Consider the following 25,095-nt stretch of genomic DNA (forward strand, 5'->3'; position numbering starts at 1 on the left):
GTGTCGACGAACCCCATCACCTTCCTGCTGGTCGACGACCTCGCCGAGAATCTCATGGCCCTCGAGGCCCTGTTGCAGCGTGACGGGCTCGCCTTCCATACTGCGCGCAGCGGCGAGGAAGCGCTCGAACTGATGCTGGAGAATGATTACGCGCTGGCCCTGCTCGATGTTCAGATGCCCGGCATGGACGGGTTCGAACTCGCCGAGTATATGCGCGCCAACGAACGGTCGCGCCATATTCCCATTATATTCGTGACCGCCGGCACGGGCGACACTTCGCGGCGCTTCCGTGGATATGAGGCCGGGGCCGTGGATTTCATCCAGAAGCCGATCGAGGCGGACGTCCTGCGCTCGAAAGCCGACGTGTTCATCGACCTCTATGACCAGCGCCGCCAGATAGCGGCTCAGCGAGACGATCTGGAAGTGCTCAGCACGGCATTGAAGGCCGCCGACCACCAGAAAAACCGCTTCCTTGCGGTCCTGGGCCACGAACTCCGCAATCCGTTGATGGCCCTCCGATCCGGGCTGAACATCCTTGACCGGAGCAGCAGCCCGGCGGCGGCGGAACAGGTGCGCGCGGCGATGCAGCAGAACATCGCCCATGTGTCGCGGCTGGTAGACGACCTGCTCGACATCACCCGCATCGAGCAGGGCAAGATCTCGCTGCGCAAGGAACTCGTCCAGCTGCAGCCAGTGGTCCTGCAGGCTGTCGACCTGGCGCGGCCTGCCATCACCTCGGCGGGCCATGCCCTGCAGATCGATCTACCGGACGCGCCGCTCACGCTCGATGCCGATCCCGCACGCATCATTCAAATCGTGAGCAATCTGGTGGGAAATGCCGCCAGGTACACACCGCCGGGCGGCGAGATTTGCGTCACCGTTCGAGACGTCGATGGCTGCGCCCTCATCGAGGTTGCCGACAACGGCATCGGCATCGCGCCCGATCAACAGGCGCGCATCTTCGAAATATTTGCCCAGGCTGACCCCGGACTGAGCGTGGTGGGCGACGGGCTGGGTATCGGCCTTGCCTTGGCCAAGGAACTGGCGGAGATGCACGGGGGCTCCATCGCCCTGCAGAAGAGCGCCCCTGGCGTCGGCAGCACCTTCGAAGTTCGCTTGCCCCTGATCGCGCTAGGCTCAAATCGACCAGCGGTTCGCTGACCCCTATCACTCGTCTTCCAGAGCCCTCCGTGCATCGGCGTCGAGGAAGCGGCCTGCAAGCAGGAACAACAGCCCCGCCAGTGCTGCAGTCACCACGATCACCAGCATCGAATAGCGAATGGCGATGTCGCCCAGGCTCGGCTGAAGAAGGTCGTTGAGCGCACCGACGATTAGGGGGCCGAGAGCCTGGCCGACCAGCGCCGCGCTGAAGAGCAGGATCGACGTCGCCAGCGCCCGCATGCGGACGCGCGCCACGCTGACGATCGCGGCGAACACCGGCCCCTGATGGACCAGCAGCAGGAAGGCCGAGATGGCATAGGCCGTCAGCCACAGCCAGCTGTCATCTGCCAGGATGAACACCAGCTCCGCCGGAGCGGCGAGCAGACAGGCTAGCGCGGGGATCGTCATCCGCCAATGCGAGGCCCGGCGGATAAGCCGGTCGATCAACAGCCCGCCGAGCAGGACACCCGCAAGGCCGAAGACACCGCGGATCGGGCCGATGGTGGCGGCCACTTCGACCAGCGTCATGTGATGGACGCGGGTAAGGAAAGTGGGCGTCCAGACACTTGCCGCAAAGACGTTGAGCCCCATCAGCGTCGCACCGCACACTATGCAGATATAGGCGCGGGAATGGAGCAGGAATGCCAGCGTTGCTGCGAAGCTCTCCTTCTCCGTCCGCACCTTCCGCTTCGCGTCGGAGGCCCCGCGTTGCGGCTCCTTCACAGTGAGGATGAACATCAAGGACAGGACAATACCCGGCACCCCGGCGGCAACGAACATGGCACGCCAGCCGTAGACGTGCCCCACCCAGCCCATCACCGGGAAGAACAGGATCGAGGAAATCGACACCGCCGTGCCGAAGATGGAGAAAGCCAGTGTCCTGCGCTCGGCGCGGAATATGTCCGATATGATCGAGTTGGAGGGGGCAATCCCGCAGGCCTCGCCGGCGCCCATGAGGAACCGGGTGAGCGCCAATTGCCAGATGTTGACCACCCATCCCGTGAGCAGGGTCATGCAGCTCCAGAAGGCGAAGCCGAGGGCAATGATGTTGCGCCTATTGTAGCGGTCGGCCAGCCAGGCGATCGGCATGCCGAGGATGGAATAGAAGAGCAGGAAGGCGAACCCCGAAACGAGGCCGAGCGCCGTATCGGAAATATGCATCTCTGCCTTGATCGCCGGCAGGGCCAGCCCGAGCAGCGAGCGATCGAGATAGTTGAACGCCGAAACCAGGGTCAGGAAACCCAGGGTGTATACGGCGGGAAAGCTCCAGTCCCCTTTCTCTCCCGCCCCGTCCATCTGAACCGCAGACAATCGCTCGCTGGCCATGCTCTTCTCCATGGGCGGTTACAGGCGCGAGGCCCGCGTCTCCTTCGCAGTGATGAACTCCACCAGTGCCGGCTTGCCCCCCTCGATCGCAGCAAGAGCGCGATGGAGAGCGGGCACGATGTCTTCCGGCCGGGTTACGCGTTCGCCGTGCCCGCCAAGCGCACGCGCGAAAGCCGCGTAGTCTCCCGAGATGTCCGTCGCCCGATAACGCTCCGTCGCAACCGGCATGATCGGCAGTTCGATCGCCATGGCCTCGTTGTTGAGCAGGATCGACAGGATCGGCAGCCGCTCGCGTACGGCCGTTTCGAAGTCCATTCCCGTGAAGCCGATCGCCGCGTCGCCCCACACATTGATGCACAGCTTGTCCGGACAGGCGAGCTTCGCGCCCATGGCAAGGCCCAGGCCATAACCGAGCTGCGTGGACTTGCCCCAGCCAATATAGCTGAGCGGTGTGATCGACTTCCAGAACGGTGTCAGCTGGTCACGCGGACTGCCCGCGTCATGGGTGATGATGGTGTTGGCCACGTCCACCGTCTGCTGCAGATCCCACAGCACCCGATAGGGGCTGAGCGGCGCATCGTCCGAGGTCAGCAGCGGCAGCCATTCGGCCAGCCAATCCTTTTCCACGGCGGCAATCTCCCGCGCCACAGGCTCGGCGTCGTGCGGTGCATTGAGCAGCTCGCGACACGCCTCGTGCAGCGCGGCGAGGGTCAGCTTCGCGTCACCGACCAGCGCCTGGCTGCACGGGACCGACTTGTTGAGGTCCGCCGAGTCCAGCGTGGCGTGGATGATTTCCTTGCCCGGCGGCATCCGCACACCGAACGCCGTCTCGCCGAAGCTGCAGCCGATGCCGAGGATGACATCGGCATGATCCAGGAAATGGCGCAATTGCCCGGGGATGGCCGCCCCGCCGGAGCCGAGCGCAAGCGGATGGGTTTCGTCGAACGCGCTCTTCCCTTCGAGGCTGGTGGAGACGGGCGCGGCGAGAAGCTCGGCCAGCGCCTTCAGCTCAGCATAGGCATTCGCCCAATGGACGCCCTGCCCCGCGTGGATGACCAGACGGTCCGCCTGCACAAGACGCTGCGCCACCTTGCGGACATCGTCAGGGTCCGGGCCGCAGCGCACGCGGACGACCGGCTCATAATGCTCCGGCGCGTCGATCTCTTCGGCGAGCACGTCCCAGGGCATCTCCACCAGCACCGGCCGCAGCCGCCCATTGCGCAGCTGGGTGAAAGCGCGGCGCATGATGTTGGAGGTCTGCTCCGGCAGCGTAATCGGCTCGGCATGCTTGGTGACATCGCGCATGGAGATGCTGGCGTTGTAGTTATCCGGAACATGGGCGATGTGGCGGGCATAGCCCTGGGGCAGGACCAACACCGGAACGGACTCCGAATAGGCCTGCGCCACGCCGCCATAGGCGTTCTCCGTGCCCGGCCCGTGCTGCATCGCAAACACGCCCATGCGCTTGCCGCGGGTCAGGCGCGAAAGCGCATCGGCCATGTGGACCCCGGTGCGCTCCTGCCGCACGATTATCGGCCGGATGCCGATCGCCGCGGCCTCTTCCAGCACGGCGTTGCGCGGATAGCCAAAGATAACATCCACGCCTTCGCGCTTCAGTATCTCGGCAATCGCGCCGCCGACCTTCATTTTCGCCGCCATCACGCCTTCCCGTCGGCGGGGCCGATCGGCCGCTCGCCCATGATCGTGGTGCGGATCAGATGCCGCCGCTCATATTTGAAGTCGTGCACGCCCCGGTGCAGCAGGAAGCGATTGTCCCAGACGATGAGTGTGTCCTTCTTCCACTTCACGCGGCAGTGATAGTGGAGATGCTGAGCAAGGCCCTGCAGATAGTTCAGCAGCGCCCGGCTTTCGTCCTCGCTCCATCCGACGAAGCGCTTGAAATACGCACTCGTGGCGAACAGCGCCTTGCGGCCCGTCACGGGGTGCACACGGACGGCCGGATGGATGTTCTCCAGCTCATCCTCTCCGAAGCCATGCGCTTCGCGCAGGCGCAGGCGCTTCTCGGGCGGCAGCTTTTCGTTCTTGGCCCAGATATCCTTGCCCGAATAGACGACCTGAAGCCCGTCGAGCAGTTCCTTCATGCTGTCGGAGAGATGCTCATAGACGAGGTAGCCATTGGAAAAGGCCGTATCGCCGCCGAACTTCGGCACTTCCAGCGCGCGCATCACGATGCACAGCGGCGGCTGCAGCAAGAATGGGCTGTCGGTGTGGAAATGCTCGAACGAAGGCACGACGTTCTCGGGCTCGTGCGCCTCGCGCCGCACTTCCTGCATGTCCTGATGGTCGCCATAGGTCGGCGCCTGCGGCAGCTCCGTGATCGGCCCGAAATAGCGGGAGAAGGCCTTGTGTTGTTCGGGTGTCAGATCCTGATCGCGGAACACGATGACCAGGAAATGCTCGAACGCCTTCATGACCTCGGCCAGCGTTTCCTCGTCCAACGGCTGGCGCAGGTCCACCCCGCTGATCTCGCAGCCGCAGGCGCCGGAGATCGGCTCCACCGTGATCCGGCGGAACTCCGGCATCGGCAACCCTGCGACGATGGTGCCGGCTGCGCTGCTTCCTGCCGGAGAGAGGGTGTTCGTCTCGATAGTCATTCTGGTGCTCCTTTCGGGGCGCAACCCCATCGTCGGCCCCGGGACCGTGCCGTTCAGAAGTAGCGCTTGATGCTGAGTGCCCATTCGCGCGGACGACCAGGACGACCCTGGATCGACTGCGTGGAGGCGCGATTGTCGAACAGCCCATCATAATAGAGCCGGTTCGTGAGGTTCGTGACCTCGAGCGAGAGTTGCCAGTCCTCGCGCGGATCGCGATAGGTGAGCCGCGCATTCACCAGCGTGCGCCCCGGCACGACGTTGAAGGGCGGCCGGTTGATCGCGGTGCTGTAGTAGCTGCTCTGCGAATTGACATCGACGCGCGGGGTGAGCGTGCCGATATCGCCCAGGTCGATCTCGTACTGCCCCCCGACGCTCCAGCGCCATTTCTGCACGAAGGGACCGTTCATATCCAGCGTGACGCCGGCGCTCTCAGCGAGCGGGGAAAGCGTCTGATAATCGAAGTCGAGATAGCCCAGCGAGGCGTCGATCAGCAGACCGTCGATCGGTCTCAGGTTCGCCTCAACCTCGAAGCCTTTCACATCGGCCTCGCCCGCGTTCAGCGGCAGCGCGCAGGGTGCAGCCGGGACCGTGGGGCAAGTCGACACGGACACAAGAATGTCGCTGTACTTGTTGAAGAAGGCGGAGACGTTCAGCCGCAGCATGCGATCCAGCAGGTCGCTCTTGAAGCCCACTTCGTAAGCGGTGAGCTTTTCGGGGTCGTGGGTGAGGGCCTGGGAGGGAAAGAACGGCCGCGGGTTGGAGCCGCCGCTTTTGAACCCGGTCGCGATCTGCGCATAGGTCATGAAGTCAGGGGTCCAGCGATATTGGACCGCCGCACGATAATCCACCCGATCTCCGGAAAACACGCGCACCAGCCCGTCCAGAGGGGCCAGCGCCGGCGGCGCTACGCCGCCATAGATGCTCCCGGGGTTGCCCTTGCGGGCATATTCGAAACTCTTGCTGATATCGGTGTAACGCAACCCGCCGATGAGCGAGAGCTTGTCCGTCACATGGAGTTCGGCATTGGCGAAGACCGCCTTCGTTTCGGATTCCACGTGATCGTTCTGGCGGAACTCCAGCGTGGGCAACTGCACGCGAGAGCCTCCATCGCTGGTGGAGTCGAAGTAATAGCCGCCCACCGTATAGTCGAGCAGATCGTCCACCGATCCGCTCAGCCGGAGCTCCTGGCTGAACTGGTGATGCGTCACGTCGTTGGCCGTCAGCGCGGTGTTGATCGGCGAGGATTCCGCCGAGGTGAAGATCGCGTTGTAGCTGCGATAGGCCGTAATCGAGGTGAGCGAGAGCGTGTCTGTCAGGTCGAGCGTAACCTGACCCGAGACGCCCCAGGTATCGAGCGAATTACGGGCGGAAGCGGCATAGGGCGCCGTGCCGTCCCGCGGCGCATAGTTCAGATAGTTTTCGTAGCTGACATAGGGGCTGTCGGTGAAGCTATCCTGCGCAAAATCGCCATAGGGCGAATAGCTGATGAACGGAGATCCCGTCGGCGTCCCGAGTTGCACGCCGTTGACCATGTAGGGCGCGGTGGCGCTGGAGCCGGGGCCGCTGAGGCCGCCGACATACAGCAGGGTGGACGGCGCAGACTCGCTGTCGTCCCGCGTGATGTCGCCGATGATCGACACCTCAAGCCGATCGTTCGGCACCCAGCGCAAGGTGCCCCGGCCGGCGACGTAGGATTTCCCGCCCTCCGTCCCCAGCTTGCAGCCATCCGAACTGGCAAAGGTCGGCACCGCGGAGTCCGGATGGGTGCAGCGGTAATCGTAGCGGGTGACATAGCCATCCTTCTTCACTCCCGCGCCGGAAGCGCGGAGGAAGAGCTGGTCCGGCACCACCGTGAGATTGATCCCCCCGCGCAGTTCCGTGCGATTGAACCGCCCATAGGTGGCCTGCAGATAGCCGCCGCCCGAACCGTCCGGCTTCTTGGAGTACAGCTTGATCGCGCCGCCGATCGAGTTCTGCCCCGCCAGCGTTCCCTGCGGGCCGCGCAGGATTTCCACCCGTTCAAGATCGAGCAGGTCGAGCATCGATCCCTGGAGCGTCGAGTAATAGACGTCGTCGACATAGAGGCCCACGCCGGGTTCCAGCGCGAAGGTGGAATCGCCCTGCCCCACGCCGCGGATAAACGCCTGGATCGATGGGCCGTAGGTCGCGGGCGCTTCCTGAAGGTTCACGTTCGGCGCCTGCGCGGCGACATCGGCGATGCTGGTCTGGCTGCGCGCTTCGAGCATGTCGCCGGAGACCGCGGTAATCGCGATAGGGGTGTCCTGCAGGCGCTGCGAGCGGAATTGCGCCGTCACAACGATATCGTTGGCGGAGGTCGCGGGTGGAGCCGGGGCATTGGCCTGCGCGTCGGGAGCCTGCCCGTCCTGCGCCGCCTCAGCCGTACTCCCACTGTCCTGTGCGGCGGCCTGGGTGACCGCCATCAAACCGATCGCGCCCGCACTTGCGGTGCGCAGCAGGTGTGCTGCCAAGTTCATTATCCCTCTCCCTCTTCAGCGCCTTCCCGACGCTTGTTGAGGCCGGAGATGACTTTTGATGAGGCAAGCTGTCAATCTTTTTCCATAATGAGGAATCATTATTCCGTATAATGGAATACCGTGCTTGACAGAGCGAGTGCCATGATAGCTTCTGCGTTCCACGGGCGAAGACCCGGGACGGATGGAGAGGCAGGATGATGGATTTGGACCGCCGGCAAGTGCTCGCCGGCAGCATGGTGGCAGCCGGGGTCATGAGCGCTTCGGCCACAACGGCACGCGCCGCGACGCCCCAGCGCCGCATCGCCGTGGAAGAGGCTTGGACGATCCCGGAGCTGCAGGATGCCCTCGCCCGGGTGGCGGCGGGAAGCTGGCCGAATCTGGATGCGCAGCTTCTCAATCCCGCGGGCTCTGCGAGCACGGACCGCATCGCCACCCGTCTGCGCGATGTCGATCAGCGTCTCGCTGAAATGGACCGGCTGGGCATCGACATGCAGATCCTCTCGCTCACCTCACCCGGGGTGCAACTGTTCGAAGCCGGTTACGCGGGCGAGCTGGCACGGCTGGCGAACGACCGCCTCGCCGAGGTGGTGCGTGCCCATCCCACACGCTTTGCAGGACTGGCGAGCTTCGCCCCGCAAGACCCTAAGCAGGCTGCAAAAGAGATGGAGCGCGCCGTCACGAAGCTCGGCCTCAATGGCTTCATCGTGAACTCGCACACCAACAACGAATATCTCGACGATCCCAAGTTCCTGCCGATCCTGGAGGCTGCGGCGGCCCTCGACCGGCCGATCTATATCCACCCACGCTGCCCGTCGGATGGAATGGCAGCCCCTTTCCGCGACAACCGCCTGCAATCGGCCATCTGGGGCTATGCGATAGAAACCGGGACGCATGCCATGCGGCTGATCCTCAGCGGCGTGTTCGATCGCCTGCCCAACCTGCGCATCGTGATCGGCCATATGGGTGAGAATATTCCGTTCCACCTGTGGCGCAGCGATCACTGGTTCGAACGCCGCCGATCAGCCTATGCATCCAAGCTCAAACCCTCCGAGGTGATGAAGCGCAATGTGTTCATCACCACCAGCGGCGTGGAGCATGGGCCGGCCCTGCGCTACGCCATCGATTTGCTCGGCGCCGACCGGGTGATGTGGGCGATCGATTATCCCTACGAGGAGATGGAGCCCTCTGTCCGCTTCATCGATCAGGTCGAGCTGAAACCCGCTGAGCGCGCAGCCATCCTGCATGGCAATGCGGAGAAGGCGTTTCACCTGCCTACGCCGGGCTGAAGCGGCTCAGCCCCCCGTTTCAACATGGCCGAACGCTTCGCTTGCCGCGCGCGCGGCGGCAACGACGTCGGCACGCAGGTCGTCCTGATCGAGCGCATCGAAGCGGCGCGCCGGCATGGTCAGGCCGATCGATCCGATGACGACCTTGCCGCTGCGGAAGATGGCGCCCGCCACTCCGGCCAGTTCGGCTTCCTGGCTGCGATAGATCGCACAGCCGCGGGCGCGAATTGCCTCGAGCTCTTCGATCAGCCCATCCTGCGGCGGGAAGACTGTGCCGGTTATCGGGCCCGTCTGCGGCTGCGCGAACACCGCCGCGCGATCCTCATCGTCCAGCCACGCCAGGATCGAACGCCCGAGGGACCCCCACGATAGCGAAAGCTCCGTATAGGGTTCCAGCGTGTGCCGCAGCGAATGCGGTGTCAGCAGCCGTTCCACCACCACCGCGCGGTGGTGGGACTGGTCATAGGTGCAGAACACCGCCGTCTCCTGCCATTTGTCCCACAGCTGCCGCAGGAAAGGGCGCACCGCAGCGGTGTAATGCATCTGGCCAAGGATGTTCGAGGCAAGACGGAACAGTTCGCGCCCCGCGCGATAGGTCGTGCCCTCCCCCCGCTCGACCAGATCGCTGCGCAGGAGTATCTGCAGCAGGCGGTGGACGGTGCTGGCCGGCATGCCGGTGCCTTCGGCCAGTTCCTTCAGGGAACAATCCCCGCTGCTTTCGCCGATCAGCTTCAACAGCGCGATAAGGCGTGCGCCGGACCCACGCTGTGTCGATTCGTCCATTCCTCGCCTTACTCCTCTTCCGCCGATGCGCGGGCCGCATTATCGCATGAGGATGTGATTTGACGAGATCATGCGGGGCCGAAGGCTGAGGTTCTGCCAATAAGGCGGCAGCCCTGCATCACCCGGAGCAGCGATGAGGCAGGCTATAGCGCCGCGTGAAGACGCCGGGCGAGCTGCGCGGCGCCGAATACAGGCGACCAGCGCGGTTCCACGGCGTCGAACAGGCCTTCGCGCTCCACCAGCTCGCGAAACTGGCGCTGCACGGCGGGCTGGCGCAGCAGCACCCCGCCCGACCATGACAGGGCACAGCGTTCGTCGTCCGCGAAGCCAAGCTCGCGCCGCAGAGCGGTGGCGAGCGAAAGCAGCTCCTCCGCCGCTTCCGTCAGGATGGCAGCGGCGGCGCTGTCGCCGGCTTCGGCAGCCTCAGCCACTAGCGGAGCTAGCGCGGCGATCCCGTCGCGGCCGGGGCCGTCCTTGCCCAACAGCTTGGCGCAGAGATCGAGATCGTTGGAAATGCCAAGAGCGACGCGAATGATTTCGTAAAGCGGACCCTTCGCCGCTCTTCCGTCGCTCATCCGCGTGAAGGCGTTGAGCCCGCGGATCGCGATCCAATAGGCGGAGCCTTCATCGCTGAAGAGCTCGCCCCATCCGCCGGTGCGCCCCTCGCGATCCTTCCGGCGGCCATAGGCGATGGAGCCCGTGCCGGCGACGAGGTTGATCCCGTCTTCGCAGGCGAGCGACCCTGCCCAGCCGCACACCATGTCATTGGCGCAGCTATAGCGATCATGGCCTAGCAGACGCCCGCAGGCAGCATCGAGCTGGGGATCGACCGCTGGATCCTCGCCAAAGGCCGGCAGGCCGATAAAGGCATAGGCGAAGTCCGCGGGCGTGATCGACATCTGCGCGCAGATGTCCCCCACGCCGGCGGACAGGGCCGCCACAGCCCCGTCGAAGCCGACCTGGAGATGATAGGTCGTGCCGGTGCGCGCCCGCGCGCGTTCCTGCCCATCGCCATCGATGCACAGGAACTCGGTCTTCGTCCCGCCGCCGTCGACCCCGAGGAAGAACAGCTCCGTCACGCCGAGTGGATGCGCACGCCCTGCACCACGCGGTTCACCGTCCCGCTGGCGTTCGGCTGATCGGGCGTGAGGCCGAGGCTGAAGGAAACCTGCAGGCCGAAGAGCTGCGCAGGGACGATATAGGGGAACAGCAGATCGGCATCGCAGGCGCCGGGCATGTCGGCGCAGATTTCCGCCCCGTCGTCCTGCTGCGCAGAGATGGCGACCACCGCGCCGCTTCGCCCGTCGCGGCGCAATTCCTCGAGCAGATCGAGGTCATAGCGCCGGGTCAGCGGGTCGTTGGAGAGGAACACGACTGCAAGGGTCCGTTCGGTAATGAAGGTCTTAGGACCATGCCGAAAGCCGAGCGGCGTGTCGAAGGCCGTGGCAACCGCGCCGTCGCTCAGTTCCATCAGCTTCAGCGCCGCCTCGCGCGCCAGCCCCTTGAACACTCCGCTGCCGAGATAGACCACACGGTCGAACTTCTTCTCCGCCAGATCGGCAACAAAGGGGCTGACCTGCGTCAGCATACGCTGGACGGCATCCGCAATGGCATCCGCCCTGCCCTCCAGCGCGCCGATCCCTTCGAAGATCGACAGCGCGGCGAACATCATCGCGCTGAAGCTGGAGGTCATGGCGAAAGCGCGGTCATGCGTGGCTTCGGGCAGGACGAGGACATGGATGTTATCCCCCCTGCGCTGCCCCAGTTCGCCATCCGCATTGCAGGTCACGATCAGATGATAGGCCGCATCCACCCGCGCATCGACCAGATCGGCGGCGGCGACGCTTTCCGGGCTGCTGCCCGAACGGCCGAAAGACACCAGCAGCGTCGGCTCACTGCGGCGCAGGTGCAAGTCGGGTGCGCTGACGATATCCGTGGTGGCGATCGCTTCCACCGATCGCGCCAGAACGCGCGACAGCCAGGGTGCCAGGCACTCGCCGATGAAGGCCGATGTGCCCGCGCCCGTCAGCACAATGCGCAGATCCGGCCGGGCCAGCAGCGGCGCCACAAAGGCTTCGATGTCCCCGCGCTGCGCTGAAAGGAGCGCCTGCGTCTGGCGCAGGGTTTCGGGCTGCTGTTGGATTTCCGTGCGGGTCCAGCACTGCTCGGCAGGATCCGAGGGAGCTTGCAGCAAGACGTCAGGCATTGGGGTGGCAGGCTCCGTAATAGGCCTCAAGCGTGGCCGCGATATGCGCCATCACGAGGTGAGCGGGATCGAGGGAACAGCGGCCGGCCCGCACCTCCGCATAGGCCAGCGGCAGATATTGGCTCAGCAGCGGCAGTTGCGGCGACACGTCGCGCAGATTGGCGAACAGCCGCTCCTGCGCTTCGGCAATGGCGGGATCGGGCCAGTAATAGCGGATGCGATCGGACAGGCTGAATTGCAGCTGCAGCTCCAGCGCATCGCCAGAGGCGTGATAGTATTTGCGCCAATTGCCCGGCTCTGCCCGCATGCGCTTCAGCGCCACTTCGCGCAGTCTTGCGCAGCGCGCGTCGGGAACGGTTTGCGCCTCGATGGCGTCGAGTGCCCACAGCGCCTCGCGCAGCGCGAAGGTGACGCCGGGGCCGACCTTGAGGATGGCGAAGTGATCGCGCACCAGCGCGGCCAGCGCGGCGGGCGTCTGGTAATCGGTCGAATGCGCTTCGAAGACCAGATTCTCCACCGGCTCGATCGCTGCACTCAGGGCGCCGGCGCGCTCCGGGCGATAATCCACCACCTTGTCGTGATCGAACTCCACACCGGGCTGCACCACCGTGGCAATCACGCGCTGCCAGGCGCCGCCGAGGCCCGATTGCTCGAACAATTCGCGGTGCATTTCGATGGTGGCGAGCGCCGCTGCCGGATCGGTCACTGCCAGTTCGTCCAGATCCTCGGCGGCGCCGCCCGGCACCGGCACTTCGGTGCCGATGACATAGCACGGCGCGTCACCCCCGGGCCCGTAGGCCGCCTCCGCCGCAGCGCAGAGGCGGGCGGCGCGCTCGGCGATCACCCGCTCCGGCAGCGGCACGGGATCATCGGCACAGCTCATTGAACAATCGAGGTGGATCTTGCGGAACCCGGCGCGAACATAGGCCGAAACCATCGCCTCGGCACGGTCCATGGCCTCTGCGGCGGATAGCGACGTCCAGGGATTGGGGCCGAGATGATCGCCGCCCAGCGCCAGATGCGCGGGATCGAAGCCGACCTTCTCGGCTATGCCGATCACGAAGGCGCGGAAGTCGGCGGGTGTCATGCCCGTATAGCCGCCCTCCTGATTGACCTGGTTGCAGGTCGCCTCGATCAGCACGAGTTCCTGCCCGCGCGAAAGCGCATCACGCAGCGTCGCTTCAAGGACCAGCGGATGGGCCGAACAGATGGAGGTGATGCCGATCGGCTCGCCTGCCTTGTGGCGGCTTATGAGGTCTCGAATCGCTTGCACGTGATCTCCTTTCCCGATGAGGTAGCTCTAATCGCTCCGAAACGCAACGTAACGAAGCAAAACGAAAGCTACTCTACCGCTGCATCCTCATCCACGCTGTCCGGCTCGATCGCCAGCAGCAGCGCCGCGCACAGCGCGAGCGCGATCCCGACCGACTTGAGCGGACCGGGCACGACGCCCAGCACTACGAGTGAAAGCAGCGCGGTGGCGAGCGGAGCGCCGGCATTGGCGAGCGGCGAGACGATGATCGCCTTGCCGTAACGAAAGGCGAAGACGAGCGTCAGCGCGCCCACCGCGTTGAGGATCTGGATCAGCGCCGCGAGGCCGGGACCGTCGAGCCCCCAGTTCACCGGCTGGCTGAAATCGGTCATTGCCCAGGCCACCGGGATCAGCACGAGGCCGGACAGGGTCATGTAGACGAAGATGCTCTCCGCCGGCATGAACTCATTGGCGGCCTTCATGAAATAGGCCTGCACGCCCCAGCACAGCATGACCACCAGCGCCGGCAGCAGCCAGGAGGCGGAAGCGCCCACCCCTTCGGCGGGGCTGAAGTCGAAGGTCGGCAGGGCCAGCAGCGCGAGGAGGATGCCGAGCGCGCCGAGGCGGCCCGTGCGCTCGCGCAGCAGCACGAAGGAGAGCGCGATCGTGACGATGGGAGAGAGCGAAATAACGGGGAAAATCAAATAGGCAGGCCCCCGCGCCACGGCGTAGAACAGCACCATCTGCCCGCCCGCACCCAGCAGGCCGACCGCAAGACCATAGGCGATCGCCTTGGGGGAGCGGTCGAGGGTCCAGCCGGCTTGCCACAGGACGATCAGCGCCGGTGGGATCATGGTCAGCGCCCAGACGCAGTACACCAGCGTTTCGGGGAAGCCGCGCTGGGGCGAGATGCCGGAGAAGGCGCCCCATATGCCCCACAGGACGACCGTGATGATCGCGTTGAAAAGCCACGCGTTTCCGCCGCGCGAAAGGGCCGCGGCGCTCATGCGGCGCCTCCCGCAACCGGGGTCGCGCGCACCAGCAGGAAGCCTTCGAACCGCGCATCCAGCAGCGCTTCCGGCCCGCGCACCCGGCCCAGATCGGCCCCGCTGAACCCGTCCGCCAGCGCATATTCGCCCGCCTCCAGCCCCCGCAAAGGCAGCTTTCCGCGCCATGCATCGGCATAGAACGCATAGTGCAATTGTTTATCCATGCTCACGACATGCGCCTCCGGCTTGTCGAAGCCGATGTCGTAGAGCTCGCCCCGATAGGTTCCCTGCGCAAGCCGGTTGGCGCGATAGAGATCGATCCACTTGCGCCACAGCGCCTCCTTCTCCGGCGTCAGCTTGAAACCGCCGGGGGGAAGCGGCTCGGTGGGCTTGGGCGCGTCCTCCGGATAGGTGAACTTGCTCGCCGGGATGCCGCCGATGCCATAGGTGGAGGCGAAGTCCCGCCCGCCATCGCTGAGTTCGACATGATCGCCCGAATAGGGCGCCGCCGGGCCCATCAGCGCCTTGAAGGTCTTGCCCTTCAGCCGGACCTGCCAGGATGAGGTCGGATCGGAGGCCGGGGTGTTGTTCATCGCCGGGATGTTGTGGAAGGCGAAGCTGTCGCCGCAGGGGCAGATTTCCACAACCGCCTGCGGATTGATCGCCATCACTTCGTCATGGATCGCCTTCCAGAAATCCTGCAGCTTCTCGTAGGATTCCTCCGGCCGGGCATGGTTGTGCGCCGGGTTGTAGCAGGGGGCGACGCCATTGAGGTGCTGCCCGTCGAGCTTGAGCCCTTCGAAGCCCCAGTCGCCGATGATCTGGCGCACCAGCTTGCGGAAATAGTCCACCGTCGGCTCATAGGCCGGGCACAGGGTGAAGGCGTTCCACCAGCTGACATTCTGCGCCGCACCGTTGCGGTCGAGCAGCAGCATGTCCGGGTGATCGCGCAGCAGCGGGGTGCCGGGATCGACCGCCAGCGGCGCCAGCCACAGGCGCGGCCGCATGCCATAGCTTTTGATGCGGGTGGCGAAGGCGCGCATGTCCTCGTCGCCGCGGGGGAAGCGCTCGGTCTCGACGCGCCAGTCCCCTTCGGCCCGCTGCCAGCCATCGTCGATCACCGCCCATTCGAAGCCGAGATCGCGCGCCTTGGGCAGCGTGCCATAGACCTGGTCGGGCGTGAACTTGCGTTCATAGCCCCAGGCGCACCACACCGGACCATAGGCGGTTTCGGGGATGGCGGGCGCCGCCAGCCCGCGCTCCGCCATGATCCGGCGATAGGCATCGAGCGGCGCGAAATAATCGCCCCGATGCGCCATGACGAAGGCCGCTGGCAGGGTGAGCACCGCGCCGGGCTCCAGCATCGCGGGCTCGTCCCCCGAAAGGCCGAGGCGGGTGCCGCCGGGCTGCGCCGCGACCGGCAGCGAGACGAGCCGCGGCACCGTCTCCACATGGCCCACGGCAATCCCGGCATCGCGCCGCCAGACGACCGCCACCGGCGTGCCGCCGCCATAGTCGGAGCCGTTCATGCCCATGAAATTGCGCTGTTCGAAGCCGGGGCCGACCGGCTGGATCCAGTCCCGCCGATCCGGATAGGAGGCGCCGGCGAAGCTCCACGCCCCGTCGGGATGATCGAGCAGATCATGCGTGGCGACGCGCCAGCCGGCCACGCCCAGCGGCGCCTTGCCGGTGTTGCGATACTGCACCTCGTACAGCGCCAGGCCGGGATAGCGATCGAAGAAGGTGATCGCGATCTGCTGTTCCAGCGCGCCTTCGGCCGTGCCGCGCAGCACATGGCGGCGGCCCGCGCCATGCGGGCCAGACACAGCCTCTTCCGCGTGATCGAGCAGGAGGAAGTGATCCACCGGCGCCGAATCGACCGGCAGCAAAGCCTCCGCCGAAGCAAGCGGCGTCAGCGCCTTGCCGTCCAGCAGCAGGCGCGAGCGCATCGCAGCGTCGAATTCGATCGTCAGGCGGCCATCGCTCAGCCGCGCGCCTTCGGGCGGCTGAGCAGCCCAGAGGCGAGCGGGAAGTGCGGGCGCTGCCACCAGCGCGCCGCCGGCCAGCAGGCGGCCGATCGCCGAACGGCGGGTGATCGGTTTGCGCGACATTTCCAGCATCTCCTCCTCGGCCCCTCCTCGGCATGGGCCTTTTCGCGAACGAAGACCTTGCACCATTCCATCCCAAGGTCCACACCAAAACGCAACTTACAAGTGCGTTTTCTTTCGTTTCGATCCTGGAGGCCCCATGCGCGCAATCTTTCGCCTGACCATCCTCGCCAGTGCCGCCGTGCTGCTGCCCGTGGCCGCCACGGCGCAGGCGCCCGAACTCTACAGCGAATCCGATTTCGACACTGTGCCGAAATTCGATGCCCATGTGCATGCCAACCGGGTGGACCCGGATTTCCTGAAGATCGCCCGCAAGGACAGGTTCGAGCTGCTGTCGATCAATGTCGATTATCCCGATTTCCCCCCGCTGCCCGATCAGGCGCAGATCTCTGCCGAAATGATGAAGCAGGATGCCACCACCTTCCATTTCGCCACCACCTTCCCGATGGACGGCTTCGGCGCGCCCGAGTGGACCGCCCGCACCACCGCCCGGATCGACGATGCGCTGGCCAAGGGCGCCGTGGCGGTGAAGGTGTGGAAGAACATCGGCATGGTGGCGCGCGATTTGGACGGCAAGCGCGTGTTCCTGGACGATCCCCGCTTCGACGGGGTGATGGCCCATCTGGAGCACAAGGGCGTGCCGCTGATCGCCCATCAGGCCGAGCCGAAGAACTGCTGGCTGCCGCTGGACGAGATGACGACGGCGAACGACCGCGAGTATTTCCGCTCGCACCCCGAATATTACATGTATCTCCACCCGGAAGAGCCGAGCTACGAGGAGCTGATGGAGCGGCGCGACCACTTCGTGGGGCAGCATCCGAAGCTCGCCTTCGACGGGGCGCATATGGCGAGCCTGGAATGGAGCGTGGACGAGCTGGCCGCCTTCTTCGATCGCTATCCCAATGCGGTGGTGGATCTGGCGGCGCGCATGTCCAATTTGCAGGTCCAGTCCAACGAGGATCTGGAGAAAGTGCGCGCCTTCTTCATCAAGTATCAGGATCGCATCCTCTATGGCACGGACCTGACCGACAGCCCGCCCGATCCCGCGGCTCGCGCGCAAAATCCCCCGGCCACCGACGATTTCCCCGCCGAGGCGGACCGCGTGTGGCGGGCCGACTGGCGCTATCTGGCGACTCCGGAAAGCCAGTATGTCGACGCGATCGAGGCCGACGCGCCGGGCCTCGCCCTGCCCCGCGCGGTGATCGACAAGATCTACTGGTCCAACGCCCGGCGGTTCTTCAAGCTCGAGTCCTGAGCACGGCGGCGGGCGGGTGTAGCAAACCCGCCCCTACCCTCGCCCTCTGGCCGGCTGCGGAGCAGCAACGTTCAGGGTTATCAATCGACGAGGCTCACAAGCAAGCATGCTCGGAAGGCCCCGTCCCCGCGGTCTTGCCGATGCCAGACTTCTAGGACGTCATAATAGTCGAAGTAGCCCTGCGTATCCCGAGCAAGGTGTTCACCGACACGCGGCAGGAAATCGAATTCGGCCACAAATAGCAGCTTTTCCAGATCCTCGCCTTCAAACACTTCTACCAAAGCCATGAAGAACCTCTGCGAGATGCAAATGCCGCGTTAGGCATTCGCTCAGGCGATATGCAGCCGGAAGCCGTGCCGCTCGGCAGCCGGGCGCAGGTCGCCCGCGCGGGCGCCGTCGGTCACCAGATCGTCGATTTCGTCCACCCGCATGATCTGGTGCAGGCACACCTTGCCGAATTTCGATCCGTCGGTGACGGCGATCACCTGCCGCGCGGCCTTCACCATCTTGCGGTTGAGCATCGCCTCGGGCTCGTAATGCGTGGTGATGCCGCGCTCCAGGTCGAAGCCGTCGACGCCGAGGAACAGCTTGTCGACATGCAGATTGTCCAGCGCGCTTTCGGTCTGCGCGCCATAGAAGGCGTGGTTGCGGCGGCGCAGCGCGCCGCCCAGCATCACCACCCGCAGCCGTTCCTTGCGCGAGAGCACGCAGAGAATATCGAGATCGTTGGTCAGCACGGTGATGCTGTCATCATCCGGCAGGTGATAGGCGATCTGCAGCGTGGTGGTGCCCGAATCCAGCACCACGGAATCGCCCGGCTCCACCATGGTCGCGGCCAGCGCGCCGATGCGCGCCTTCTCGTCGATATGGCTGGCCTGCTTGGCTTCCAGCGGCGGTTCGCTGGCCACATTCACCGCATCGGCGGCGATGGCCCCGCCATAGGAGCGTTCGGCAATGCCCTTCTGCGCCAGATAGTGCAGATCCTTGCGGATCGTCTGCATCGAAACGCCATAGCGTTCCGCCAGGGTGACCACCTGCACGCTGCCCCGTTCGCGCACCAGCCGGCTGATTTCCTGCCGCCGATGACTTGTATCGCGCAAGACCGCCATTCAACTCCCCTTCGCCATGCGCATGATACCGGGCTGCATACCCGACAATGCCTCGACCGTTAAGTTTCGTTTCATTTCTGTTTGACAGTTCAACGACCATTTAGTTACGAAAACGAAACTTACCGCACAGATTCGATCCGGCGCAAGAGCTTGCGTTGGCGGCAACAAGGGGTGGAACATGACCGGACGTATTTCTTGGCGCCTTGCAGGCCTTGCCAGTGTGAGCGCAACCGCGCTGATGACCGCTCCCGCCGCTTACGCGCAGGACACGCAAAGCTCGGCCGAACCCGAGACGGTCCTTTCCGACACGGCCACGACCGACGTCACCCAGGGTGACACCATCGTGGTGCGCGGCGTGCGCGGCAGCCTGCTCCGCTCCATCCAGGCGAAGCGCAATGCCGAAACCATTGTGGATGCCATTTCGGCGGAAGAGCTGGGCAAGTTCCCCAACCGCAACGTGGCCGAAGCGCTCGCCAACATTCCCGGCCTCACCGTGGGCCGTGACGGTCGCGGTGAAGGCCGCTCCATCACCATCCGCGGCCTGGGTGAGAACTTCGCCATCACCACTCTGAACGGCCGCATCCTGCCGACCGACGGGCCGGACCGGTCCTTCGCCTTCGACGTGCTGCCGTCGGAAATCATCTCCGGCGCCGAAGTGCAGAAGGCGGTACGCGCCTCCGCACTGGAAGGCAGCATCGGCGGCAATGTGGATCTGCGCACCGCGCGCCCGCTGGACCGGCCGGGCTTCCAGGCCTCCGGCGCGATCGAGGGCCAGTATAACGATCTGGCGGACAAGGGCGGCTACAAGGTCAGCGGCGTGGTGAGCACCACCTTTGCCGACGACACGATGGGCATCCTGATCGGCGGCAGCTACAACAAGTACAAGTTCCGCACCGACAACCTCGGCGAATATTACGCGGTGGACGGCTCCGAAGCCGGCTATGGCCTGGACTTCAACGGCGACGGCACCGTGAACCCGGACGAAGGCGGCTCCACCTATATCTGGCCCGATTATTACAGCATGGGCTATGTGACGGGCGAGCGTGAGCGCATCGGCGCCGCCGGCGCCTTCCAGTGGAAGCCCGACAGCAGCTTCGAACTGACGATCGACGGCCTCTACAGCCGCTTCAACGTGAAGCAGCACAATTATCGCCAGTCGAACTACCTCAATCCTTATGGCGACGATGGCTCGCTGCGCTGGGATCCGGGTTCCGTGACCGTCGACCAGAACAATGTCGTCACCGGCTTCACTATGGACGAGCTGGTGGCCGAAGTGCTGACCACCGACGAGCCGCGCAACAGCCAGACCTACCAGTTCGGCGGCCATATCGACTGGGACGCGACCGAGCGGCTGAAGGTGGCGGTCGACGCCTATTACGGCAAGGCACGCGACAACACCGGCGGCCAGAACCGCTTCGTGGTGGCGGGCATCCCCGGCTCCTCCGCCGTCTTCGCGACCAACAACGGCGGCCTGCCCGACCTGCAGATCACCATCCCCGGCGGGCGCGGCATCAATGAGGCGACCGACGACGATTTCCACGCCCATTACATCGGCATCCAGGGGCAGGACATCTCCGACCGGGCGCAGGGCGCGAAGATCGACCTGGAGTATGAGTTGGACGCCGGGGTGCTGCGCTCCATCGCGGTGGGCGGATCCTGGGCCGACCGGAAGAAGACGGTCACCACCATCGACAACCAGTACACCACCTCGTGCAATTACTGCGGCTATCCCTTCTCCTTCGGCGACATCGACGCCGCGGTCGTGCGGCCGGGCCTCGGCGGCACGCTGGACAAGCAGGACGGCGATTTCCCGCGCGGCTTCCCGGTGTTCGACATCGACACCTATCTGGCGGCACTGCCCCGGGCCGATGCGAACCCCGACATCCTCGATCCCAACTCCTGCCTGGACGAGACCGGGGCGGAGATTCCGGGCTGCTCGCTCTCGCCCTATCCCGCCGGCTATTCGCAGCAGGTGGTCGAGGCCGATCTTCCCGCGTCCTATCGCATCAAGGAACGGACCTGGGCCGGCTATGTGATGTTCAACTTCGAAGGCGATCGCTGGCAGGGTGACATCGGCGGCCGCCTGGTGGCGACGAAGGTCTCCTCCGTGGGCTATGGCGCCAGCATCGCCAGCATCATCCCGCGTGCCGGCACGCAGGACAATGCGGTGAGCTTCAACCCGGTGGAACCCATCGTGGGCGGCGGCGACTATGTGCGCTTCCTCCCCTCGGTGAACTTCGCCTATGATCTGTCGGACGGGCTGCGGTTGCGCCTCGCCGCTTCGCAGGCGATCTCGCGCCCGACCTTCGGCGAGCTGTCGCCGGCGCAGGATGCCACTTCGGCCCAGTCGGGCACCTTCGTGATCTATGACGCGGGTAATCCGAACCTCAAGCCGACCGAAGCCGATCAGCTCGACGCGAGCCTGGAATACTACCCAACCAACCGCCTCGCCCTGACTGCCGCGGCCTTCTACAAGCACATCACGAACTTCGTTTCGAACGTGCCGGTGGATGTCACCATCACGCCGACCAACCAGCCGGCCAACCAGCAGCAGGATTTCGCCTTCACCGAATATCAGGTGATCAACGGCGACAGCGCCAATGTCTACGGGCTGGAAGTGGGCGCGCAGTATTTCCTCGACAACGGCTTCGGCGCGCAGGCGAACCTCACCTACAACCACTCGCGCGCCAAGTCGGGCGATGTGACCACGGACCTGCCGGGCGCCATCCCCTTCTCCGCCAATGCCAAGCTGTTCTATGAGAAGAACGGCATCGGCGCGCAGGTCTCCTACAGCTACCAGGGGCGCTACACCTGGGCGCAGTCGGGCAGCCTGAGCTACCTGCCGGTGAAGGAAGACCCCTATCACGAGGTCTCGGCCAGCCTGTCCTATGACGTGACCGAGAACGTCTCGGTCTATGTCCAGGGCTCCAACCTGCTGGGCGAGGATATCCGCCGCTTCAACACCTACCGCAACGTGCCGGCCTTCTACGAATATTCGGGCCGTTCGTTCTTCTTCGGCGTGCGCGGCCGCATCTGATCGCACGCTCACGCTGGTTCGGGCGGGTGGCTTACGGCCGCCCGCCCTTCCAGATCGAAACGCTGCCGGCATCGGCGTCGATCCGCACCCAGTCGCCGGTGTCGATATGATCCAGCGGATCGGCATCGAAATCGCTCATGCTGGGGACGCGCAGCACCACGGCGCCCAGCGCCGCCTTGGTGGTCATCACATTGAACAGCAGGCCCAACGGCGCGCGGCCGGTGAGCCGGGTCAGGTGGAACACGCCGGACCAGCCGGAGGAACCCTTGGCGCCGGGGAAGACGAGCACCTTGCCCGCGAAGCTCTGCCCGCGCAGTTCGTGGTGGCTTTCGATGATCTCCCCCTTCATCGGGTTGACCCCGCCCCAGCCGGAAATCGTCTCGCGCGTGACCAGCGCGGGCCCTTCGCAGACCCCGCCCACGACCTTGCGGCCATGGATCACCAGATCCGCCGGCCGTTCCAACACGCTCGCCATCAGTTCAGCCTCCCCTGCCAGCGCCCGGTGCAGGCGGCGTCGATGCATTCCTGCGTGGTGCCGAACCAGCCTTCGATGCCCATGATCGCGGGCAGGTAATGCGTCTGCTTCGCGCTGTCGAAGGCGGCGACTCGCGTGCCGGGCGGCACCGCCTGGCTGATGGCGGAGCAGGTGTCGGTCATCAGCTTCGCGCCCGCGCGGCGCAGGATCTCCGCATGGCCGCTCGCTTCGGCCGTCGCCTTCACCGCGCGGCTGGTGAAGATCCACAGATGGCAATTGGCGTGGACGCTGCGCCCTTCGATCAGCCGCGCGGCCTCGGCGATCTGGTCGGCGGAGTAATGCGGGCAGCCGAGCATCACATAATCGACCGCGGTGCTTTCGCCGATACTGTTGAGCCGTTCGTAGATCGCCTGCCGTTCCTTCCGGCCATAGACGAACCGCTCCCCGCGCGGCGCCCCGCCGAAGGCCGCCTCCAGCGTCGCAGCCTCGGGCGTGATGCCGGCCATGTGATACATCTCCACCCCGCCGGATGAGGCCGCCGCGGCGCCGAAATGCTTGTGCCGGATCAGCGAGGGGCCGTGGATCGCCCCCTCCAGCACCGGGATCGCATCCTCCACCGCCGTGCCGGTGAAATAGCCCAGCATGCCCCATTCGAAGATCGAATCCACCGGCGTTTCCACCTGGATCAGATGCTGCCCCTTGCGGAACGCATCCGTGTGGAAGCCCCAGTTGGGGATGCGCTTGGCCAGCATGGCCGCGCTGGTGGATTCGCGGCCTTCGCAATTGGTGCGGCCGCCGATCACCGAATTGCACAGCACCACGGCGCTCGATTCCATCCAGGCGCAATGTTCCCCCATCACCGGCACGTTGCCGGCGAGATAGGGGGTGCAGGTCTTGAGCACATGGATACCATGGGCGGAAACCTCCTGCTCGTCGGCGCGAAAATTGGCGAAGGCTTCCTCGCTCATCCCCTGTTCGCGCCACAGCTCCGGGTCCATGCCGCCCTGCAGGTGGCAGCTGAAACCCGTCACCCGCGGCACATCCACCACTTCGTCGGAATCGAGATCGAAGCGGGAGAAGACGGCGCGATAATCGCCCCCATCGGCCGCGTAGTAATCCTTCACCCATTGCGGGGAGGAGCCGGGCACGCCCGCGACATTGTCGGTATAGACGAAGTCCTCCGCCCCCAGCGCCTCGCCATAGCGGATCAGCAGGTCCATCGCCTTGGCGACCGCCGGGCCCTTCGCCCCGTCGCGCATGGCCTTTTCCTCGTCGCTCAGTCGCATGGCGCGCTCCAGTCCCCGCTCAGCACGGCGCCGGTCGCCATCGGCTGCACCGTATCGCGATAGATGCCCAGCCAGCCGCCCGCCGGGGGCAGCGAGGTCACATCCGGGCCGGGCCGGCTGGCCAGCTCCTCGGCCGGGACCATCAGGTCGATGCGCCGGCTCGCCACGTCGATCTCGATCCGGTCCCCATCGCGCACCTTGCCGATCGCGCCGCCGGCCGCGCCTTCTGGCGCGACCTCCGCCACGGTCAGCCCCTTGAGGCACAGGCCCGAAAGCTGCCCGTCGGTGACGAAGGCCACATCCTTCGCCAGCCCGGCCGCGTCGATGGCGAACAGAATGAAGGAGGCGCCCCCGCCCATCGCCGGGGCCGCCTTCAGCCCCTGTCCGCGCAGCACCAGTACATCGCCCTTCTGCAGCCGCCCTTCGGAGATCGCGGCCATCGCTTCCTGATTGTTTTCGAACACCCGCGCAGGGCCAGCGAAGCTCTCCGGCCGCGATCCGTCGCGGATGCCCAGCTTCACCACCGCGCTTTCCGTCGCCAGCGACCCCTTGAGGATGGCGATGGAGGGCCCTTCGGATACCGGCCGGTCCAGCGGGCGGATGATCTCCGCATCGCGGATTTCGGCATCCTGCAGATCCTCCGCCAGCGTCTTGCCGGAGGCGACCAGCACATCGCCATCCAGCACCGGCTCCAGCTGTTTCAGCATCGCCCGGGCACCGCCGGCATCCTCGAACTGTTCGATGCGGACTGAGCCATTGGGGCGCACTGCCGCCAGCGTCGGCACCTTGCGGCCCAGTTCGTCCCACACCGCATAGAGATCGACATCCAGCCCGCCTTCGGTGGCCGTCGCCTGCAGGTGCTTGATCGCGTTGATGGAGCCCGACACCGCCAGCACCATGGCCGCAGCGTTGCGGAAGGCGCCTTCGGTCATGATCCGGCGCGGCGTCAGCTCTTCCGTCACCATGCCCACGATGCGCTGCCCCGCCGCCCGCGCGGCCGCGAACATCTTGTCGCTGTTGGCCCGCACCGGGGCAGAGCCGGCCACGCACATGCCCAGCGCCTCCACCACGCAATGCATGGTGTTGGCCGTCGCCATTCCCGCGCAGACGCCCGGCCCGCGAACCGCCTCCTTCACCATGTCGGACACGCTGTGCTTCATCGTGCCGCCCAGCGCCTCGCGCACGCCGCCGGAGAACAGATCCTCGATATCCACATGGTCATCGCCGATCATGCCGGATGCCTGATAGCCGCCGATGACCAGGATGGTGGGAATGTTCAGCCGCATCGCCGCCATCAGATGGCCCGGCGGCGTCTTGTCGCAGCTCGTCAGGCAGACCATGCCGTCAAGCAGCGCCGCCTCCACCTGCGCCTCGATATCATTGGTCACCAGATCGCGCCCGGCGAGGATATAGCTGCCGGAGCGTGCCGCCCCGGTGATGAAGTCGGAAGGCGCGGTGGTGCGCACCTCGAAAGGCACCCCGCCCGCCTCACGGATCGCTTCCTTCACCACCTTCGCCATGCCATCGAGATGCGCGAAGCAGACCGCCAGCTCCGACGAGGAATTGACCACGGCGATCTTGGGCCTGGCCAGATCCTCCTCGCTCAGCCCCAGCGCCCGCCAATGGGCGCGGCGGACGGGTGAATTCGCGGCCATGCTGCGCAGTGCCATTTCGCTTCCTTCCAGTAATTTGCATTCACTCGGGGCTCGACA

The 25,095-nt window shown here is 65.4% G+C and carries 19 protein-coding genes; 4 read left to right on the top strand and 15 right to left on the bottom strand.

What is annotated here, in order from left to right; all coding sequences use genetic code 11:
• Entirely contained in the window at nucleotides 1-1,161 is a 1,161-nt protein-coding gene (locus AEB_RS12705; protein WP_331851741.1) for a sensor histidine kinase, read from the top strand.
• A 6-nt stretch (nucleotides 1,162-1,167) separates the two neighbouring features.
• On the opposite strand, the gene AEB_RS12710 is transcribed toward AEB_RS12705, so the two are convergent.
• Genes AEB_RS12710 through AEB_RS12725 form a run of 4 tightly spaced genes read right to left on the bottom strand, consistent with a single transcriptional unit; the run spans nucleotide 1,168 to nucleotide 7,597 of the window.
• Nucleotides 1,168-2,487 carry a spinster family MFS transporter gene (locus AEB_RS12710; RefSeq protein WP_172593090.1) on the bottom strand — a complete coding sequence of 440 codons (1,320 nt, stop codon included), beginning with the start codon at nucleotides 2,485-2,487 and terminating at the stop codon, nucleotides 1,168-1,170.
• Between the two features lie 18 nt (nucleotides 2,488-2,505).
• Nucleotides 2,506-4,146: a thiamine pyrophosphate-requiring protein gene (locus AEB_RS12715; protein ID WP_119083493.1), complete on the bottom strand. Its 1,641-nt coding sequence runs from the start codon at nucleotides 4,144-4,146 to the stop codon at nucleotides 2,506-2,508.
• Nucleotides 4,146-5,102, bottom strand: coding sequence for a TauD/TfdA dioxygenase family protein (locus AEB_RS12720; protein ID WP_172593091.1), 957 nt, complete (start codon nucleotides 5,100-5,102; stop codon nucleotides 4,146-4,148). Before AEB_RS12720 ends, AEB_RS12715 begins: the two co-directional genes overlap by 1 nt.
• 53 nt (nucleotides 5,103-5,155) lie before the next feature.
• Complete coding sequence (locus AEB_RS12725) at nucleotides 5,156-7,597, bottom strand: TonB-dependent receptor (protein ID WP_119083495.1); 2,442 nt, start codon at nucleotides 7,595-7,597, stop codon at nucleotides 5,156-5,158.
• Nucleotides 7,598-7,791: 194 nt separating this feature from the next.
• Here AEB_RS12725 and AEB_RS12730 point away from each other — a divergent pair, with 194 nt between their 5' ends.
• Nucleotides 7,792-8,883 carry an amidohydrolase family protein gene (locus AEB_RS12730; RefSeq protein ID WP_231958705.1) on the top strand — a complete coding sequence of 364 codons (1,092 nt, stop codon included), beginning with the start codon at nucleotides 7,792-7,794 and terminating at the stop codon, nucleotides 8,881-8,883.
• A 6-nt stretch (nucleotides 8,884-8,889) separates the two neighbouring features.
• Here the strand turns inward: AEB_RS12730 and AEB_RS12735 are convergent, their stop codons facing one another.
• The 6 genes from AEB_RS12735 to AEB_RS12760 form a co-directional block, all read right to left on the bottom strand.
• Complete coding sequence (locus AEB_RS12735; RefSeq protein ID WP_119083496.1) at nucleotides 8,890-9,666, bottom strand: IclR family transcriptional regulator; 777 nt, start codon at nucleotides 9,664-9,666, stop codon at nucleotides 8,890-8,892.
• A gap of 143 nt (nucleotides 9,667-9,809) precedes the next feature.
• On the bottom strand, nucleotides 9,810-10,745 hold the full coding sequence (locus AEB_RS12740) for an N-acetylglucosamine kinase (RefSeq protein WP_119083497.1): 936 nt from the start codon (nucleotides 10,743-10,745) through the stop codon (nucleotides 9,810-9,812).
• On the bottom strand, nucleotides 10,742-11,872 hold the full coding sequence (locus AEB_RS12745; protein WP_119083498.1) for an SIS domain-containing protein: 1,131 nt from the start codon (nucleotides 11,870-11,872) through the stop codon (nucleotides 10,742-10,744). The genes AEB_RS12740 and AEB_RS12745 overlap by 4 nt, the downstream gene beginning before the upstream one ends.
• Nucleotides 11,865-13,145 carry a D-tagatose-bisphosphate aldolase, class II, non-catalytic subunit gene (locus tag AEB_RS12750; protein ID WP_119083499.1) on the bottom strand — a complete coding sequence of 427 codons (1,281 nt, stop codon included), beginning with the start codon at nucleotides 13,143-13,145 and terminating at the stop codon, nucleotides 11,865-11,867. Before AEB_RS12750 ends, AEB_RS12745 begins: the two co-directional genes overlap by 8 nt.
• A gap of 68 nt (nucleotides 13,146-13,213) precedes the next feature.
• On the bottom strand, nucleotides 13,214-14,131 hold the full coding sequence (locus AEB_RS12755) for a DMT family transporter (protein ID WP_119083500.1): 918 nt from the start codon (nucleotides 14,129-14,131) through the stop codon (nucleotides 13,214-13,216).
• Complete coding sequence (locus tag AEB_RS12760; RefSeq protein ID WP_119084623.1) at nucleotides 14,128-16,224, bottom strand: glycoside hydrolase family 36 protein; 2,097 nt, start codon at nucleotides 16,222-16,224, stop codon at nucleotides 14,128-14,130. Before AEB_RS12760 ends, AEB_RS12755 begins: the two co-directional genes overlap by 4 nt.
• Nucleotides 16,225-16,360: 136 nt before the next feature.
• On the opposite strand from AEB_RS12760, the gene AEB_RS12765 reads away from it, so the two are divergent.
• A complete protein-coding gene (locus AEB_RS12765; RefSeq protein ID WP_119083501.1) occupies nucleotides 16,361-17,476 on the top strand; it encodes an amidohydrolase family protein in 1,116 nt (371 codons plus the stop codon).
• Nucleotides 17,477-17,556: 80 nt separating this feature from the next.
• Here AEB_RS12765 and AEB_RS12770 read toward each other — a convergent pair whose 3' ends face one another.
• Both AEB_RS12770 and agaR read right to left on the bottom strand, forming a co-directional pair.
• On the bottom strand, nucleotides 17,557-17,763 hold the full coding sequence (locus AEB_RS12770; RefSeq protein WP_119083502.1) for a hypothetical protein: 207 nt from the start codon (nucleotides 17,761-17,763) through the stop codon (nucleotides 17,557-17,559).
• Between the two features lie 42 nt (nucleotides 17,764-17,805).
• Nucleotides 17,806-18,585: a transcriptional repressor AgaR gene (gene agaR / locus AEB_RS12775; protein ID WP_119083503.1), complete on the bottom strand. Its 780-nt coding sequence runs from the start codon at nucleotides 18,583-18,585 to the stop codon at nucleotides 17,806-17,808.
• A 178-nt stretch (nucleotides 18,586-18,763) separates the two neighbouring features.
• On the opposite strand from agaR, the gene AEB_RS12780 reads away from it, so the two are divergent.
• A complete protein-coding gene (locus tag AEB_RS12780; protein WP_119083504.1) occupies nucleotides 18,764-21,622 on the top strand; it encodes a TonB-dependent receptor in 2,859 nt (952 codons plus the stop codon).
• A 31-nt stretch (nucleotides 21,623-21,653) separates the two neighbouring features.
• Here AEB_RS12780 and AEB_RS12785 read toward each other — a convergent pair whose 3' ends face one another.
• Genes AEB_RS12785 through AEB_RS12795 form a run of 3 tightly spaced genes read right to left on the bottom strand, consistent with a single transcriptional unit; the run spans nucleotide 21,654 to nucleotide 25,053 of the window.
• Nucleotides 21,654-22,097 (bottom strand): aconitase X swivel domain-containing protein, encoded by a 444-nt coding sequence (locus AEB_RS12785; protein WP_119083505.1) that lies wholly within the window; start codon nucleotides 22,095-22,097, stop codon nucleotides 21,654-21,656.
• The gene (locus tag AEB_RS12790) at nucleotides 22,097-23,383 is read right to left on the bottom strand and encodes an aconitase X (protein ID WP_119083506.1); all 1,287 of its coding nucleotides are present in this window, start codon (nucleotides 23,381-23,383) and stop codon (nucleotides 22,097-22,099) included. Before AEB_RS12790 ends, AEB_RS12785 begins: the two co-directional genes overlap by 1 nt.
• Complete coding sequence (locus AEB_RS12795) at nucleotides 23,374-25,053, bottom strand: dihydroxy-acid dehydratase (protein ID WP_172593093.1); 1,680 nt, start codon at nucleotides 25,051-25,053, stop codon at nucleotides 23,374-23,376. The genes AEB_RS12790 and AEB_RS12795 overlap by 10 nt, the downstream gene beginning before the upstream one ends.
• Nucleotides 25,054-25,095: the final 42 nt, after the last annotated feature.

It is taken from the genome of Altererythrobacter sp. B11 (assembly GCF_003569745.1).
Lineage (GTDB): Bacteria > Pseudomonadota > Alphaproteobacteria > Sphingomonadales > Sphingomonadaceae > Croceibacterium_C.

Coding starts and splice junctions, on each gene's coding strand:
- AEB_RS12710 (WP_172593090.1), bottom strand. CDS start 2,487: ATGGCCAGCGAGCGATTGTCTGCGGTTCAGATGGACGGGGCGGGAGAG.
- AEB_RS12715 (WP_119083493.1), bottom strand. CDS start 4,146: ATGGCGGCGAAAATGAAGGTCGGCGGCGCGATTGCCGAGATACTGAAG.
- AEB_RS12720 (WP_172593091.1), bottom strand. CDS start 5,102: ATGACTATCGAGACGAACACCCTCTCTCCGGCAGGAAGCAGCGCAGCC.
- AEB_RS12725 (WP_119083495.1), bottom strand. CDS start 7,597: ATGAACTTGGCAGCACACCTGCTGCGCACCGCAAGTGCGGGCGCGATC.
- AEB_RS12730 (WP_231958705.1), top strand. CDS start 7,792: ATGATGGATTTGGACCGCCGGCAAGTGCTCGCCGGCAGCATGGTGGCA.
- AEB_RS12735 (WP_119083496.1), bottom strand. CDS start 9,666: ATGGACGAATCGACACAGCGTGGGTCCGGCGCACGCCTTATCGCGCTG.
- AEB_RS12745 (WP_119083498.1), bottom strand. CDS start 11,872: ATGCCTGACGTCTTGCTGCAAGCTCCCTCGGATCCTGCCGAGCAGTGC.
- AEB_RS12755 (WP_119083500.1), bottom strand. CDS start 14,131: ATGAGCGCCGCGGCCCTTTCGCGCGGCGGAAACGCGTGGCTTTTCAAC.
- AEB_RS12760 (WP_119084623.1), bottom strand. CDS start 16,224: ATGTCGCGCAAACCGATCACCCGCCGTTCGGCGATCGGCCGCCTGCTG.
- AEB_RS12765 (WP_119083501.1), top strand. CDS start 16,361: ATGCGCGCAATCTTTCGCCTGACCATCCTCGCCAGTGCCGCCGTGCTG.
- AEB_RS12770 (WP_119083502.1), bottom strand. CDS start 17,763: ATGGCTTTGGTAGAAGTGTTTGAAGGCGAGGATCTGGAAAAGCTGCTA.
- agaR (WP_119083503.1), bottom strand. CDS start 18,585: ATGGCGGTCTTGCGCGATACAAGTCATCGGCGGCAGGAAATCAGCCGG.
- AEB_RS12780 (WP_119083504.1), top strand. CDS start 18,764: ATGACCGGACGTATTTCTTGGCGCCTTGCAGGCCTTGCCAGTGTGAGC.
- AEB_RS12785 (WP_119083505.1), bottom strand. CDS start 22,097: ATGGCGAGCGTGTTGGAACGGCCGGCGGATCTGGTGATCCATGGCCGC.
- AEB_RS12790 (WP_119083506.1), bottom strand. CDS start 23,383: ATGCGACTGAGCGACGAGGAAAAGGCCATGCGCGACGGGGCGAAGGGC.
- AEB_RS12795 (WP_172593093.1), bottom strand. CDS start 25,053: ATGGCACTGCGCAGCATGGCCGCGAATTCACCCGTCCGCCGCGCCCAT.